Source organism: Bradyrhizobium nitroreducens (assembly GCF_002776695.1).
Lineage (GTDB): Bacteria > Pseudomonadota > Alphaproteobacteria > Rhizobiales > Xanthobacteraceae > Bradyrhizobium > Bradyrhizobium nitroreducens.
In genome coordinates, this window is record NZ_LFJC01000003.1 from 1,133,372 (window position 1) to 1,149,005 (window position 15,634).

The window sequence follows — 15,634 nt, forward strand, 5'->3', positions numbered from 1 at the left end:
CCCTTTAGTCAAGTCTCGGAAACGGATCGGATGAAAGTGCGGCAATCGCGACGGCCGGCAGCGTGTCGGCTTCGATCAGCGCGGCAGCCTTGGCGAGATCGCCGGCCATGTAGCGGTCGGCGCCGAGCGCGGGGACCTGTTCGCGCAACATTGCGATAACGGCGACCAACGGCACGCTGGTCGCATGCGGCGCGCGCAGCGTGATGCCCTGGGCGGCGACCAGCAGCTCGATGCCGAGGATGGCGGCGAGGTTGTCGGCCATGTCCGACAGTCGCCGCGCGGCATGCGCCGCCATCGAGACGTGATCTTCCTGGTTGGCGCTGGTCGGGGTCGAATCGATCGAGCAGGCGAGCGCGCGCTGCTTGTTCTCGGCATAGAGCGCAGCGGCCGTTACCTCGGCAATCATGAAACCGGAATTGATGCCGGGATCGGGGGTGAGGAACGGCGGCAGGCCGAAATTGAGCGCGGGATCGACCAGCGTCGCGATGCGACGCTCGCTGATCGCGCCGATCTCCGACAGCGCCAGCGCGATGGCATCGGCGGCGAATGCGACAGGCTCGGCGTGGAAATTGCCGCCGGAGACGATCTCCCCGGTCTCGACCAGCACCAGCGGATTGTCCGTGACGGCATTGGCCTCGACGATCAGCGTACGGGCGGCTTGTGTGATCAGGTCGAGCGCGGCGCCCGCGACCTGCGGCTGGCAGCGCAGGCAGTAAGGATCCTGCACGCGCTCGTCGCCTTCCAGATGCGATAGCCTGATGTCGCTGCCGTCGAGCAACGCCATCAATGTCGCGGCCGCGGCGGTCTGCCCGGCATGGCCGCGCAGCGCCTGAATTTCGGGGCGGAACGGCGCCGTCGAGGCCATCGCCGCATCGACCGACAACGCGCCGGTCACGAGTGCAGCGCGCGCCAGGCCAAAAGCGCGCAGCACGCCGGATATGGCATAAGCCGTCGAGAACTGCGTGCCGTTGATCAGCGCGAGACCTTCCTTGGGGCCGAGCGTCAGCGGCGCCAGACCGGCGGCGCTGAGCGCCTCGCTGCCGGACACGGCTCTCCCATCAACGAAAGCCTCTCCCTCGCCGATCATCACCGCCGTCATGTGTGCGAGCGGTGCAAGATCGCCGGAGGCGCCGACCGAGCCCTGCTGCGGCACCAGCGGAGTGACGCCCCGCGCCAGCATGGCCTGCAACTGCTCGATCACCGCGCGGCGCACGCCGGAGGCGCCGCGCCCGAGCGAGACGATCTTCAATGCCATCATCAGCCGCACGATCGGCTCCGGCGTCGCCGGACCGACGCCGCAGCAATGCGACACGATCAGATTGCGCTGGAGCAGCGCGGTCTGGTCCGGCGGAATGCGCTTCGAGGCCAGCTTCCCGAATCCGGTGTTGATGCCATAGACGGGCGCATCCGCCTGGGCGGCCTTCGCGACGATCTCTGCAGCCGCCTCCACGCGCGGCCAGAACGACGGATCGAGGACGACAGCCGCGCCCGCAAGCACGCGCGCGAGATCGTCGAGGCCGACCGTTCCCGGTTTGACGACGATCGCTGCGCCCTGCTCCATCACTGTCCCCTCCACACCCGGCAATGCAGCGGATTGAAGCCGATGCGATAGACGAGCTCGGCAGGCCGCTCGATGTCCCAGATCGCAAAGTCGCACCACTTGCCGGCTTCCAGCGTGCCGGTCTCATCCAGCACGCCAAGCGCACGCGCGCCTTCACGGGTGACGCCGGCCAGGCATTCGGCGACCGTCATCCGGAACAGCGTCGCGCCCATGTTCATCGTGAGCAGCAGCGAGGTCAGCGGCGAGCTGCCGGGATTGCAGTCGGTCGCGAGCGCCAAGTGCACGCCGTGCTTGCGGAACGCCTCGACCGGCGGCTTCTGGGTCTCACGAATGAAGTAGAACGCGCCGGGCAACAGCACGGCGACCGTCCCAGCCTTCGCCATTGCGGCGGCGCCGGCTTCGTCGGTATGCTCGAGGTGATCGGCGGACAATGCCGAGAATTCTGCGGCGAGCGCGGCACCGCCGAGATTCGACAGCTGGTCGGCATGCAGCTTGACCTGTAACCCGAGCCCTCTCGCCGTCTCGAACACCCGGGCCGTCTGCTCGGCAGAGAACGCGATGCCCTCCATGAAAGCATCGACGGCGTCGGCGAGGCCGGCCTTTGCAACAGCCGGCAGCATCTCGTTGCAGACGAGGTCGATGTAGCGATCCTTGTCGCCGTCCGCTTCCAAGGGCAGTGCATGCGCCCCGAGGAAGGAGGTGCGGATCGTAACCGGCCGCTGGCGACTGATGCTTCGCGCAGCTGAGAGCTGCCGCATCTCGGTCTCGGTATCGAGGCCATAGCCGGACTTGATCTCGACCGTGGTCGCGCCCTCGCCGATCAGCGCATCGAGCCGCGGCAGTGCGCCTGCGACCAGCTCGGCCTCGCTCGCCTTGCGCGTCGCGGCCACCGTCGAGACGATGCCACCCCCGGCGCGCGCGATTTCCTCATAGCTCGCGCCCTTCAGGCGCAGCTCGAATTCGTGCGCGCGGTTGCCGCCGTAGACGAGATGAGTGTGGCAGTCGACGAGGCCGGGCGTGATCCAGCGCCCCTCGCAATCGATCCGCTCATTCGCGTCCGCATCAGCAGGAAAATCCGCCTTTGCGCCGGCATAGGCGACACGGCCGCCGCGCGCGGCGATCACACCATGCTCGATCTCGCCGAGATCGGGACGGTCGGCCTGCATCGTTGCAAGGCGGGCATTATGCCAGATCCGGTCGAAGCGCTCTGCCATGCGGGTATCCATTCGCCCTGGGATGCTTGACTTATATGTCTAGACATATAATCGTAACACGGTTCTGTCCAGCCGGCGTGTAATCATGACCCGACTGCATTTCGCCTCCGCGCTCCTGCCCTCGGGCTGGGCCAATGACGTGCAGGTGGTGATCACCGCCGGCGCGATCGCGGCGGTGACAGCGGACGTGCCGCCCGCCGCCGGCGACGAGCGCCACGCCATCGCGCTGCCGGGACTGGCGAGCCTGCACAGCCACGCGTTCCAGCGCGGCATGGCAGGTCTCGCCGAGCAACGCGGCGACAGCACCGATACATTCTGGACCTGGCGCGAGACGATGTATCGCTTCGCTCTCGCGATGACCCCGGACGACGTCGCTTCCGTCGCGACGCTGCTTTATGTCGAGATGCTGGAGCAGGGGTTTACCCGCGTTGGCGAATTCCACTATCTGCATCACGACCGCGACGGCTCGCTCTATGCCGACCCAGCCGAGATGGCCGCACGGATTGCGCAGGCGGCCGAGGCCTCCGGCATTGCGCTCACGCTGCTGCCGAGTTTTTATGCGCACGGCTCATTTGGAGGCGCGGCGCCTCACGATGGTCAGCGCCGCTTCATCTGCTCGCTCGATCAGTTCGCCACCTTGATGGCAGCCTCACGCAAGGCCATCGCAAACTTGCCGGGCGCCAATATCGGTATCGCGCCGCATAGCCTGCGCGCGGTGGCACCGGACGAGTTGACCGCGATCGTTCCGTTGGCCGAAGGCGGACCGGTGCATATCCACGCCGCCGAGCAGGTGAAGGAAGTCGAGGATTGCCTGGCCTGGTCGGGTCGGCGTCCGGTGCAATGGCTGCTGGAGCATGCACCCGTCGACCGGCGCTGGTGCCTCATTCATGCGACCCACATGACGGATGAGGAAGTTGCGGGATTCGCGAAGACCGGTGCGGTGGCGGGTCTCTGCCCCATCACCGAAGCGAGCCTTGGCGACGGTATCTTCGCCGCACGTGAATTCCTCGCCGCCGGCGGCGTCTTCGGCGTCGGCACCGATTCCAATGTCCTGATCGGCGTCGCCGACGAGCTGCGCCAGCTTGAATACGGCCAGCGCCTCAAGCATCGCCAGCGCAACGTGCTCTCCGCTGGTGCAGGCCGCTCGACCGGACGCACGCTGTTCGACCATGCTCTTGCAGGCGGCGCGCAAGCTCTCGGGCAGCCGAATGTTGGCCTCGCACCCGGCGCCCGCGCCGACATCGTCACGCTCGACGCCGCGCATCCGTCGCTGGCAGGACGCCTGCGCGATGACCTCATCGACGGCTGGATCTTCGCCGCCGGTGGCGCTGCGATCGATTGCGTCTGGGCCGGCGGCAACAAGGTGGTCGAGGGCGGGCGGCACGGGCTGCGCCAGATGGCGCGCGAGCGCTTCAACGCCACGGTGCGGAGGCTCGTCGCATGAGCCTTGCCACCGACGCAGCCGACAAGCCCACGCTCTACAAGCGCATTCGCGCCGACATCGAGAAGCGCATCCTCACCGGCGAGTGGCCGCCGGGCCACCGCATTCCGTTCGAGCATGAGCTCGTCGCACGTTACGGCTGCTCGCGCATGACCGTGAACAAGGCGCTGTCGGAGCTCGCACAGGCCGATCTGATCGAGCGGCGGCGGCGCGCGGGCTCCTTCGTGCGCCGGCCGCAGCACATGTCGGCGGTGCTCAAGATTGCCGACATCCGCGCCGAGATCACCGCCCTGGGGCGCGCCTACGGCTACGAGCTGATCCATCGCAAGCTGCGCACGGCCACCACAGCCGACCGCGATCGTCTCGGCGTGAAGAAGGCCGGCAAGGTGGTCGCCATCACCTGCCGGCACAGCGCCGACAACGTGCCGTTCGCCGTCGAGGACAGGCTGATCGACCTGTCGTCCGTGCCTGACGCCGCGAGCGCGGATTTCTCGCGCGAGCCGCCCGGCTCGTGGCTGCTTCACCATGTCCCATGGACGGAGGCCGAGCACACGATCAGCGCCGTCGTCGCGGACGATCATACAGCGGGCGCGCTCGCGATCGCCGTCGGCGCCCCCTGTCTCGTGATAGACCGCTACACCTGGCGCAGCGCCCGCACGATCACCGCCGTGCGCCTGCTCTATCCCGGTGACTCTCACCGCCTTGTCGCGCGATTCAAGGGAGGCTGAGATAATATATGTCGGCACAAATCGTGCAACGCTTCGAGCAACGGCCCACAGGGCCGACATGAAGAGATCAACAGGACGTCAATCCACCGATCGGCAGAGGACGACAATCATGCGTAGTTCGACAGTATTTGCGACAATCATTGCTCTTTCGGCCGCTACTCCCGCGCTCGCCGACGACATCAAGGTCGGCGTCGGCATCTCCGGATGGACCGGCTTCGCGCCGCTGACGTTGGCGAAGGAGGCCGGCATCTTCAAGAAGAACGGGCTCGACGTCACCATCAAGAAGATCCCGCAGAAGGACCGGCATCTCGCCGTCGCGTCCGGCGACATCCAGTGCGCCGCGACCACGGTCGAGACCTGGATCTCCTGGAACGCCAATGGCGTTGCGACCAAGCAGATCTTCCAGCTCGACAAGAGCTATGGCGCCGACGGCATGGCGGTGCGCAACGACGTGGCCGCGATCAAGGACCTCAAGGGCAAGACCGTTGCCGCCTCCGCGCCCGGCACCTCGCCCTATTTCGCACTGGCCTGGATGCTGAAGAAGAACGGCCTCACCGTGAAGGACGTCACCGTCGTCAACCTCGAGCCGGCCGCCGCTGCGCAAGCTTTCGTCTCCGGCCAGAACGATGCCGCGATGACCTATGAGCCCTATCTGTCGACGGTGCGCGCCGCCCCCGACAAGGGCAAGATCATCGCGACCACGCTGGACTATCCCATGGTCATGGACACTTTCGGCTGCACGCCGAAATTCCTCACCGAGAATCCCAAGGCCGCCAAGGCGCTCGCCGACAGCTATTTCGAAGCGCTCGACATGATCGCCAAGGACCAGGCCAAGGCCTACGAGATCATGGGCGCCGACGTGAAGCAGACCGGCGAGCAGTTCGGCAACTCGGCGAAATATCTGCGCTGGCAGGACAAGGCCGCCAACCAGAAGTTCTTCGCGGGCGACTTCCTGACCTTCAACAAGGAGGCCGCCGACCTCCTGCTCGAGATCGGCATCATCAAGGCCGCGCCGAAAGTCGAGGATCTCTTCGACGCGAGCTTCATCAAGTAAGTCACTTCAGGAGCTGCCGGCTCCGCCTCGCGGCGGAGCCGGCACACCTGTTCACCGCCTGGATAAATCGTCGATGCGTCCCCTTGACCCTGTTACATCGAAGCAGCGCGTGGGCTACGGCTTTGCGTTCTTCGTGGTGTTCGTCGCCCTCTGGTCGTGGGCGACCTTTGGCGGTTATGTCTCGAAGACCTTTCTCGCCAACCCGCTGACGATGGTGCAGGAAGGTTATGACCTCTTGGCCAAGCAGGGTTTTGTGTTCGACATCGGCATGACCATCTGGCGCGTCGTCGGTGGTTTTGCGCTGGCCGCCATCATCGCAGTGCCGCTCGGCGTTCTCATGGGCGCCTACAAGCCGGTCGAGGCCTTCCTCGAACCGTTCGTCTCCTTCGCCCGCTATCTGCCCGCCTCCGCCTTCATTCCGCTCCTGATCCTGTGGGCCGGCATCGGCGAATTGCAGAAGCTGCTCGTCATCTTCATCGGCTCGGTATTCCAGGTGATCCTGATGGTCGCCGTGACCGTCGGCGCCACGCGGCGCGATCTGGTCGAGGCCGCCTATACGCTCGGGGCCGGCGACCGCGGCATCATCCGCCGCGTGCTGCTGCCCTCCTCCGCGCCGGAGATCGCGGAAATCCTGCGGCTGGTGCTGGGCTGGGCCTGGACCTACGTCATCGTCGCCGAGCTGATCGGCTCGTCCTCGGGCATCGGTCACATGATCACCGACAGCCAGGCGCTGCTCAACACCGGGCAGATCATCTTCGGCATCATCGTGATCGGGCTCATCGGCCTGCTCTCGGACTTCCTGTTCAAGGCGTTCAACGCCTGGCTGTTTCCGTGGAGGCTCGCATGACGATCCTCAAGGTCGAGCAGGTCTCGCGCACCTTCCCCGCGCGCCACGGCAACGCGCCAACGAGAGCGCTGGAGCCGACCGACCTCGTCATCGGCAACAACGACTTCGTCACCATCCTCGGCCCCTCCGGCTGCGGCAAGTCCACGCTGCTGCGCATCGTCGCGGGCCTCGATCGTCCGACCAGCGGCCGCGTCACGCTCGACGGGCGCGAAGTCACCGGCCCCGGCGCCGATCGCGGCATGGTGTTCCAGTCCTACACGCTGTTTCCCTGGCTCACCGTGCGCGAGAACATCGCCTTCGGCCTGCGTGAGCGCGGCGTGTCCGAGGCGGAGCGTCACAAAGTCGCCGACGCCCTCATCCGCCAGGTTGGGCTGACCGGCTTCGAGAACCACTGGCCGAAGCAGCTCTCCGGCGGCATGCAGCAGCGCACGGCGATTGCGCGCGCGCTCGCCAACGATCCCAAGATCCTGCTGCTCGACGAGCCCTTCGGCGCGCTCGACAACCAGACCCGTGCATTGATGCAGGAAATGCTGCTCGGCATCTGGGAACGCGACCAGAAGACGGTGCTGTTCGTCACCCACGACATCGAGGAGGCGATCTTCCTCGGCAGCCGCGTCATCGTCATGAGCGCGCGTCCCGGCCGCATCAAGGCTGAGATTGCCGTGGACCTGCCGCATCCGCGCTCCTACAAGATCAAGACCACGCCGGAATTCGTCCAGCTCAAGGAACGGCTGGTCGAGGAGATCCGCACCGAGGCGCTGAAGGTTGCCGAACATGCCTGACATCAAGCCGCGCGCCGACGGGAGGCGCGTTCTCGCCGATCTCAATGCACTGCGTGCCATCGGCACCTACAAGACCGGCGTGCACAAGCCGACCTTCTCCGAGCCGCACAAGCTTTCGCTGGACTGGCTGGTGCGGAAGCTGCCCGACGCCGGCCTCTCCGCTGCGATCGACGGCATCGGCAACGTGTTCGGGACCAGCGCCAAGTCCGGGCCGAAGCTGCTGGCCGGCTCGCATCTGGAAAGCCAGAACTATGCCGGCTGGCTCGATGGGCCGCTCGGCGTCGTCTATGCGCTCGAGGCTGCGCGCGTGCTCAATGCCGATCCCTCGGCGAAGGGCGCCGTGGAGGTTGTCGCCTGGTGCGACGAGGAAGGCCATTTTGGGCATTTCCTCGGCTCGCGCTCCTATGTCGGACAGGTCACCGAAGCCGACATCGACGCAGCAAGCGACCGCACCAGCGGCCGCACCATGCGCGATGCGCTCGCCGAGATGGGGCTCTCGGGGCGCCCGCGTATCGCCGTGAAGCCTGGACGGCACGTCGGATATCTGGAGGCGCATATCGAGCAGGGCGACACGCTCGAGAGCGGCAAGCTCGCGATCGGCGTCGTGACGTCCATCGTCGGCATCTGGCAGTACCAGATCAACTTCATCGGCGAGCAGAATCACGCCGGCACGACCCGCATGGCTGCACGCAAGGATGCCGGGCTGGCGCTGGCGAAATTCTGCGTGGCGATCGACCAGCGCTTTCCGGCCGCGTGCGGCCCCCGCACGGTCTGGACCACCGGCCGCATCACGCTCGATCCGGGCGCGCCGAGCATCATTCCCGGCGGCGCCGAGATGCTATTCCAGATCCGCGACGACAATCCCGCCGTCATCGCGCGGCTGGAGGAGCTGCTGCGCACGATGGCCGATGAGGTCAACGCGACGGGCCCCTGCAGCGTCACCGTGGAGAAGATTCGCACCGGCGCGCCCGCGATGATGGACGCCGGCTTTCAGGATGCGATCGAAGCTGCGAGCGAGGCGGTCGCCGGCGGGCGCTCCATCCGCATGCCCAGCGGAGCCGGCCACGACGCACAGATGCTCGCGACCGTCATGCCCGCCGGCATGCTGTTCGTGCCGTCGATCGGCGGCATCAGTCATCACTGGACCGAGAACACTGCGGACGCCGATATCGTCACCGGTGCGCAGGTCTTCGTCGATGCCTGCCGGCGGATTCTCGGCGGCTGATGCCGGCAGCCATGACCGGGAACGAAACCTATACCGAAGCTACGACCGGCTATTGGCAGGAATTGACGCCGGACATCCCCGCGCGCTTCCCGGCGACGCCGCCCTATCGCTTCGGCTATCCCGCCACCCTGCCCTGCGGCCGCGTTCTCGTCCTGCCTCTGCGCCAATTGCCCGATGGCGATCATGCCGTCGCCTCGCTCATCGCCAACCAGGCTTCAAACCTCGTCGTCGGGGCGCTTGCAGACCACATGGCGACGCAAGCACGCGCATTGGATGCCGAGATCGTCGTCGGATTGCCGACGCTTGGTCTTGCCTTCGCATCGCAGGTCGCCGAACGACTCGGGCAACCGCGCTATGTCCCGCTCGGCTATTCGCGCAAATTCTGGTACGACGACGCACTGTCCGAGCCTGTAACTTCAATCACCAGCCCGGAGGCCGGGAAAAAGTTGCGGCTGGATCCGAATATGCTGCCCCTCATCGAACGTCGCCGCGTGGTGCTGGTCGACGATGCGATCTCGACCGGCTCGACCGCAATTGCCGCGGTGCGCCTGTTGCAGACGATCGGCGTCGACATTGCCGGCATGGTCGTCGCGATGAAGCAGACCAATCGCTGGCAGGATGCGGCCGCGGCGCTTCAGGTTCGCGCGGTGTACGGATGCCCGCTCTTCCAGCGTGGCGAGGGCGGCTGGATACCGCTGGCGGAGACGCAACCCAACATTCCCTGACGGGTCGGGCGATTGCGAGCATCGGCCACGTGGCCAGCGCGGGGCACGTATCTTGCGCAGGATCGGGCAAAACCCGAGCGCTTTGGGAAAGACGCCGGCCCGGCCTCTCGCCTAGAACATGGCCCGCACGCGCGAGAAGGTCCGCCATGTCCAAGAGTCCGAACGGCGCCGCAACGCCCGCCTCGATCGTTGACGCCCTGAAGGCCGTCGCCGGCAATCCGCCGAAGGTCCGCGCGAGCTTCGCCAAGGGCTGGTGCGTTCGCGGCACCTACACCCCGTCGGACCGGGCGGGGGAAGTCACGCGATCGCAGAGCTTTACGAAACCATCGCGCGTTCTGGCTCGCTTCTCGGTAGGCGGCGGCAATCCTGCCGTCGCTGACACCAACAATCTGGTGCTGCGCGGCTTCAGCTTCAAGCTCGGCGACGACGATCATCGCTCCGACATTCTCGTGGAGAGCGCGCCCGTGCATTTTGCGCGAACGCTGGACCAGATGCAGGCTTTCCTCGAGGCCCGCATCCCGGGGCCGGACGGCAAGGCTGACATGGCGAAGGTCAAGGCCTTCTCGGCGGCCAACCCCGAGACGCTCAATCAGGCGAGCTATGTCGCCGCACGACGGCTGCCCGGAAGCTTTGCCGGCACGACCTATTGGGGCGTGCATGCCTTTCCGGCAACGAACGAGCAAGGCGAGAGGCGCTTCATCAAGTTCAAAATCGTCCCGACCGGCGGCGAGATCACGCGGGGCGAGGACGAAGCGAGGGGGAAGCCAGCCGACTTCCTGCGCGCCGATCTGGGCACACGCATCGCTGCAGGCCATGTCCGCTTCAACGTGATGGCCCTGCTCGACCGCCCCGGCGATCCCGTCATGGACGTGACCATGCGCTGGCCGGACGAGGACAGCCGCGACGAGGTGCGGCTGGGCACGATCGTGATCACGGGGCTCGAACCGGACCAGGCCTGCGACGGCTCCATCTTCAATCCGGCCAATCTCGCCGACGGCATCGGCTACCCACCGGACGAGATCTTTGCGGCGCGGCGCGCGGCCTACACCGTCTCGCTCGCCAAGCGTCGCTGAGGACGGAAGCCGCCCGGCTTCACGTTTCGCCGCTCGGAGCACCGAGCGCCTCGCGGCGCCAGACGGCCGGGCTGACGCCGGCGATCGACGAAAACACCCGCGTGAAGTGACTCTGGTTGGCGAACCCGGCCGAGATCGCGATCTCCGACAGCGGCAGGTCGCGGACGCTCATCAATTGCTTGGCGGCCTTCACGCGCTGATGCAGCAGCCATTGGTGCGGCGGCAGGCCGACCGAGATTCGAAATGCGCGCGAGAAATGGCTGACCGACAGGTCGAGCTCGGCCGCGACCTTCTGCAACGACAGCTTGCCGCCGAGATCCGACTCCAGCCTCTCGCAGGCGCGCTTCGCCTGCCATGGCGCGAGACCGCCACGCGCGAGCGCGGACGTGCGCTGAAGCCCGCCATAGGCCTGGGCGACATGAGCGGTCAACCCCAGCATCATGTGGTCGATGAAGAGCTGGTTGGCCTCGTCCGGCCTGCGCAGGCCTTCCTGCAGCGATGCACCGATGTGGCGAATGATTCCATCATCATGCCCGACGCCGACCTGGCAGTCGAGCTCGTCGACCCGAGGCACCTTGCTCTGTTCGGCGATGCTGTCGAGCGCCGAGCGCGGAATGTAGAAGAACAGCGAGTGGAACGGCTTGTCGATCACGTAGCGCGGGTCGCGCTTGAGGTCATAGAGATAGGTCGCGCCGGCGCGAACGTCCGCCTTCATGACGGACTTGCCGCGCTCCCAGAGCTCGCAATCCGGGTAGTCGTGCAGCTTCAGGCTGACCAGAAAGGCATCTTCGGCCGCCAGCGAACCGGAGAGGCCGGGCACCGGGCGGTCGTTCCGTGTTTCGGTGACCGCGAGCTCGGCGCTGCGCAGCGAGCGCGCGACCAGCGCGGGCGGCGCATCCTTCAAACGCAGGAACTGCCCAAGCCTCTGCCCGTAGGCGCCTGCCTGTGCCATCGGAATCGTCCTTCTGTGGAAGCTCAAATGCAGGCCACAGGGTCCCGCCATCTGCGGAAACCATTATCGGATATCCGCCAATAGCTGTCCACGCTCACGCGCGGCAAGCTCATCACGGGTTTTCACAAATGCACGATAGATGCCGCGGCGTCCCGCGGCCGCGCCGCCCGCTAGAACGAGGTGCCGCCGCCGAACCTGAACTCCTGGACGATGTCGTACTTGCCCTTCGTGATCGGCACGGCGTAGTCGAAGCGCAGCGGTCCGAACGGGGAGGCCCAGATCAGACCGACGCCGACCGACGAGCGCACCGTGCTGCTGTCGTCATATTGCAGTCCGCAGGTCGGGCACGCCTTGGTGTTGACCTCGCCCGTGGCCGTCCACGACGTCGGCCCCTGATAGCCCCAGAGCGAGCCGGCATCGGCATAGACCGCACCCTTCAGGCCGACCTCCTTGGGCAGGAACCAGAACGGCATCTGCAGCTCCATCGACGCGCCCCAATATTTCGTGCCGCCGAGCGCATCGCCGTTGGAGCCGTAATTGTAGTAGGTGATGTCGCGCGGACCGATCCCGTTCGAAGCGAAGCCGCGCACCAGGTTCGGGCCCATCTGGAAATGATCCAGCATGCGCAGATCCTGGCTGCCGAGCTTGCTGAGAACGCCGCCCTGGAGATGGATCACGCTGACGATGTCGGAGACGAGCGGCGTGTAATATTTGGTGTCCAGCACGGTCTTCAGATAGGTGACGTCGCCGCCGACGCCGGCGAAATCCTGCCGGAAGTCGACCAGCAATCCGTCCGTCGGGTTCTTGGTGTTGTCGAGCGTGTTGTAGCTCAGCGTATAGCCGAGCGCCGACGTCCAGGTCGCGCCGTTCGCCAGCTCCTTGCGGACCGGCAGACTCGACTCGCCATCGCCATAGCAGCCGTAGCCATAGACGCCGGAATCCGTGCCATTGGTCGGGTCCACGCCGCCCAGAACATTCTTGATGTAGGCCGGCGTCGGGTTGAAGGCCAGCGAGGAGTTCGACGCGTTGTTGTTGCAGTTGTTGTAGGCGCTGGCGAGCGTGATGCTCTGCTGATAGAGCGAGTAGCGGAGCTGGAGCGAGAGGTCCTCGCGCAGGGCAAGGCCAATGCGCGGGGAGAAGCCGAGCGTGGTCACGCCGTAGCTCGTATAGCTGTTCGATTTCTGCTGCTTCCAATAGGTATCGAATCCGAGCGCCATCCGATAGTCGAGCAGATAGGGCTCGACGAACGACAGCGATATTCCCCGTGAATACTGGCCGTAACTTACCGACGCCTTGGCGTAGAGCCCCTTGCCGAGCAAATTGCGCTCGGAGATCGAGACTTCGGCCAGCGCGCCGTCGGACGTGGAATAGCCGCCCGAGATCGAGAAGTCGCCGGTCGATTTCTCTTCCATGTCGACGATCAGGATCACGCGGTCGCTGGAGGAACCGGGCTCGGTGACGATCTTGACGCTCTTGAAGTAATCGAGGTTCTTCAGCCGGCGCTCGGCGCGGTCGACCAGCGCGCGGTTGTAGGCATCTCCCTCCGAGAGGTCGAATTCGCGGCGGATCACGTAGTCGCGCGTACGGGTGTTGCCGCGCAAGGTGATGCGCTCGATATAGGTTCGCGGCCCTTCGTCGACATTGAAGACGATGGAGACGGTGTGCGCCTCGAAATTGCGATCGCCGCCGGGACGGACCACGGCGAAGGCATAACCGCGGCGCGAGGCCTCGATCTGCATCTCTTCGGTCGACTTCTCGACCAGCTCGACGTTGTAGAGCGAGCCGGCGCTGACGCGCGAATAGGTGCGAAGCGTGCCCGTGTCGAAATTGGGAATGCTGGAGCGGAACTCGACGGAGCCGACGCGATATTGGGCGCCTTCCTCGATCTTGAAGGTGACGTCGAAGCCTTTCTTCTCCGGATCGTATTCGGTGAGCGCGGCGACGACCTGGACGTCGGCAAAACCATTCTTGAGGTAGAAGCGGCGGATCAGGTCGCGGTCAGCCTCGACGCGATCGGGATCGTAGATGTCGTTGCTGGCGAGGAAGCTGAGCAGGTTGCTCTCGCGCGTCTTGATGACGTCGCGCAGGCGCGAGGCCGAGAAGGCGCTGTTGCCGATGAACTCGACCGACTTGACCGAGGTCTTGGCTCCCTCCTCGACCGTGAAGATGAGATCGACGCGGTTGTTCGGCTGCTCGATGATCTCCGGCGTGACGCGGACGTCGTAGCGGCCGGAGCGCCGGTAGATTTCAGCGATGCGCAGCGTGTCCGACTGCACCAGCGCGCGCGAGAACGTGCCGCGCGGCTTGGACTGGATTTCCGCCGAGAGCTGCTCGTCCTTGATCTTCTTGTTGCCCTCGAAGGCGATGCGGCCGATGACGGCATTCTCGACCACCGACACCACGATGCGGCCGCCGGATTGACTGATCTTGACGTCCTGGAACAGACCGGTCGCGATCAACGCCTTGAGCCCGTCATCGACGGCGGATTGATCCAGGCGCCCGCCCGGGCCGGGCCTGAAATAGGAGCGGACCGTCTCGGCCTCGACGCGGCGGTTACCCTCGACCACGATCGTCTCCACGACTTGCGCGGATGCCGGCTGCGGCAACAGCACGACCGGAATTGAACCCGCAACCGATAAACCACTCATTGCCACCGCGATCAGCAAGGCCCGCAACACCGACATTCCACACCTCAAGAGCACCCTGCTGCTCTGAAACGAAACGGCTGTGGCCGTGGTGTGGCTTTGAGATTGCTGGACTGTTTCCGCTCGTTGAATTTGATTGACGGATCAGCCGTGTGATTGCGGTCGTCATGACGACCGCACGCGCCTTGCAGCACGAATGTCCGGCGTCCCGCCCCCTGACGCGCGGTTCGACCGTGCGAGCGCGCAGCAACATTGCGCAACGCCTGAATTCTTTACAGCCTCTCGAGCCGGTGCGAGAGGCGATGGCATCAGGAATTCGCATGGGTATTTGCCGATGAATGCGCTTGTTACGACCAGCACGGTGCTGGCTGCCCTCCTCGCCTCGACTTTCGGCGCACATGGCGCAACCAGCGGCAAGCGCGATCGACAACTGACGACGCCGAATACGGTCTACGAGTACGGCCCGCGCGGCCCCAACCGGTCCTACCAGTCCGGCCCACGCACGCGCATCTATGTGAGCAAGCGATCGTGGCTGGACGGCGGAACGGAGGTCCTTCCGGGCGAGCGCAAGTTCACCGACTATGCCTTCCCGCCCGGCGCCTCGTTCGCACGCAGCAACAACAACCGGCCGCTCGACCGGCAGCCATTGAGCCCGGATTCGGACCTCGGCGGATTCGCGCAGCGAATTCCGATTTCGTGGTGAGCGGACCTCTCGTGTCCCGGACAAGCCGCGGCGCCTCCTGGCGTTGCGGCGCAGAGCCGGGACCCAGGCGGCACCGGAGGTCGCGGTGAGATGGGCCCCGGCTCTGCAGCGCACCGCACCTGTCGATGCTTTGCATCGCCGAGCGTGCTGCGCTGCGTCCGTGGCACGAGAGCGGAGTGTAGCGCGCTCTTTCCAAGTCATCGTTGCGATGCTCCCCTGCATATTCCGGCGGCGGTGCGGTAGAGTGGGCAAAGGCGCACAGCGCCGTGCCCACGATCTCCATCCATAAGCAACAAAGGCGTGGGCACGCTGCGCTTTGCCCACCTACGAGATCGAGCTCGTGACACGCAGCTCAGCTCGCAGACTGTCATTCCCCGCGAAGGCGGGGAATCCAGTACGCCGCGGCTTATCGGTTCGATCACTGCAGCCTCTGGAATACTGGATCGCCCGATCCTAGTGCGCAATTGCGCACTGGCCGGGCGATGACGCTGAGTGTGTGGTGATAGACACGGCTTCGCAGCCTCGCGGCGCATTTCGCCCGAGCTTTGCTTGGTATCGCTACCCTCTTGAGCCAAGAGGGCGCAGGGAAGGCCGGGTGCCGACTGGCACCCGCGGTCTGCTGCGCGAAAGGCACGCGCAAAAAAGACCGCACAGCAGCATACAGGTGTCGCCGATCACTCGGCC

13 protein-coding genes are annotated in these 15,634 nt (G+C 65.6%); 9 read left to right on the forward strand and 4 right to left on the reverse strand.

The window, feature by feature from the left end; all coding sequences use genetic code 11:
- Positions 1 to 4 precede the first annotated feature (4 nt).
- Positions 5 to 1,564: a histidine ammonia-lyase gene (gene hutH / locus TSA1_RS05745; protein ID WP_100175494.1), complete on the reverse strand. Its 1,560-nt coding sequence runs from the start codon at positions 1,562 to 1,564 to the stop codon at positions 5 to 7.
- Positions 1,561 to 2,775, reverse strand: a complete 1,215-nt coding sequence (gene hutI / locus TSA1_RS05750) for an imidazolonepropionase (RefSeq protein ID WP_100175495.1) — start codon at positions 2,773 to 2,775, stop codon at positions 1,561 to 1,563. The genes hutH and hutI overlap by 4 nt, the downstream gene beginning before the upstream one ends.
- A gap of 85 nt (positions 2,776 to 2,860) precedes the next feature.
- On the opposite strand from hutI, the gene TSA1_RS05755 reads away from it, so the two are divergent.
- The 8 genes from TSA1_RS05755 to TSA1_RS05790 all read left to right on the forward strand — a co-directional run bounded on the left by TSA1_RS05755 (position 2,861) and on the right by TSA1_RS05790 (position 10,650).
- On the forward strand, positions 2,861 to 4,219 hold the full coding sequence (locus TSA1_RS05755) for a formimidoylglutamate deiminase (protein WP_100175496.1): 1,359 nt from the start codon (positions 2,861 to 2,863) through the stop codon (positions 4,217 to 4,219).
- On the forward strand, positions 4,216 to 4,944 hold the full coding sequence (gene hutC, locus TSA1_RS05760) for a histidine utilization transcriptional repressor HutC (RefSeq protein ID WP_100175497.1): 729 nt from the start codon (positions 4,216 to 4,218) through the stop codon (positions 4,942 to 4,944). Before TSA1_RS05755 ends, hutC begins: the two co-directional genes overlap by 4 nt.
- Positions 4,945 to 5,053: 109 nt before the next feature.
- Positions 5,054 to 5,998 carry an ABC transporter substrate-binding protein gene (locus TSA1_RS05765; RefSeq protein WP_100175498.1) on the forward strand — a complete coding sequence of 315 codons (945 nt, stop codon included), beginning with the start codon at positions 5,054 to 5,056 and terminating at the stop codon, positions 5,996 to 5,998.
- Between the two features lie 73 nt (positions 5,999 to 6,071).
- Positions 6,072 to 6,845, forward strand: coding sequence for an ABC transporter permease (locus tag TSA1_RS05770; RefSeq protein WP_100175499.1), 774 nt, complete (start codon positions 6,072 to 6,074; stop codon positions 6,843 to 6,845).
- Positions 6,842 to 7,627 carry an ABC transporter ATP-binding protein gene (locus tag TSA1_RS05775; protein WP_174718779.1) on the forward strand — a complete coding sequence of 262 codons (786 nt, stop codon included), beginning with the start codon at positions 6,842 to 6,844 and terminating at the stop codon, positions 7,625 to 7,627. The genes TSA1_RS05770 and TSA1_RS05775 overlap by 4 nt, the downstream gene beginning before the upstream one ends.
- Positions 7,620 to 8,852 carry a Zn-dependent hydrolase gene (locus tag TSA1_RS05780; RefSeq protein ID WP_100175501.1) on the forward strand — a complete coding sequence of 411 codons (1,233 nt, stop codon included), beginning with the start codon at positions 7,620 to 7,622 and terminating at the stop codon, positions 8,850 to 8,852. The genes TSA1_RS05775 and TSA1_RS05780 overlap by 8 nt, the downstream gene beginning before the upstream one ends.
- 11 nt (positions 8,853 to 8,863) lie before the next feature.
- Positions 8,864 to 9,577 carry a phosphoribosyltransferase gene (locus TSA1_RS05785; RefSeq protein ID WP_100180992.1) on the forward strand — a complete coding sequence of 238 codons (714 nt, stop codon included), beginning with the start codon at positions 8,864 to 8,866 and terminating at the stop codon, positions 9,575 to 9,577.
- A gap of 146 nt (positions 9,578 to 9,723) precedes the next feature.
- Positions 9,724 to 10,650 (forward strand): catalase family peroxidase, encoded by a 927-nt coding sequence (locus tag TSA1_RS05790; protein WP_100175502.1) that lies wholly within the window; start codon positions 9,724 to 9,726, stop codon positions 10,648 to 10,650.
- A gap of 19 nt (positions 10,651 to 10,669) precedes the next feature.
- On the opposite strand, the gene TSA1_RS05795 is transcribed toward TSA1_RS05790, so the two are convergent.
- Positions 10,670 to 11,602: a helix-turn-helix domain-containing protein gene (locus TSA1_RS05795; protein WP_100175503.1), complete on the reverse strand. Its 933-nt coding sequence runs from the start codon at positions 11,600 to 11,602 to the stop codon at positions 10,670 to 10,672.
- Between the two features lie 170 nt (positions 11,603 to 11,772).
- A complete protein-coding gene (gene bamA / locus TSA1_RS05800) occupies positions 11,773 to 14,250 on the reverse strand; it encodes an outer membrane protein assembly factor BamA (protein WP_488226041.1) in 2,478 nt (825 codons plus the stop codon).
- Positions 14,251 to 14,581: 331 nt separating this feature from the next.
- On the opposite strand from bamA, the gene TSA1_RS05805 reads away from it, so the two are divergent.
- The gene (locus TSA1_RS05805; protein ID WP_100175505.1) at positions 14,582 to 14,950 is read left to right on the forward strand and encodes a hypothetical protein; all 369 of its coding nucleotides are present in this window, start codon (positions 14,582 to 14,584) and stop codon (positions 14,948 to 14,950) included.
- Positions 14,951 to 15,634 lie beyond the last annotated feature (684 nt).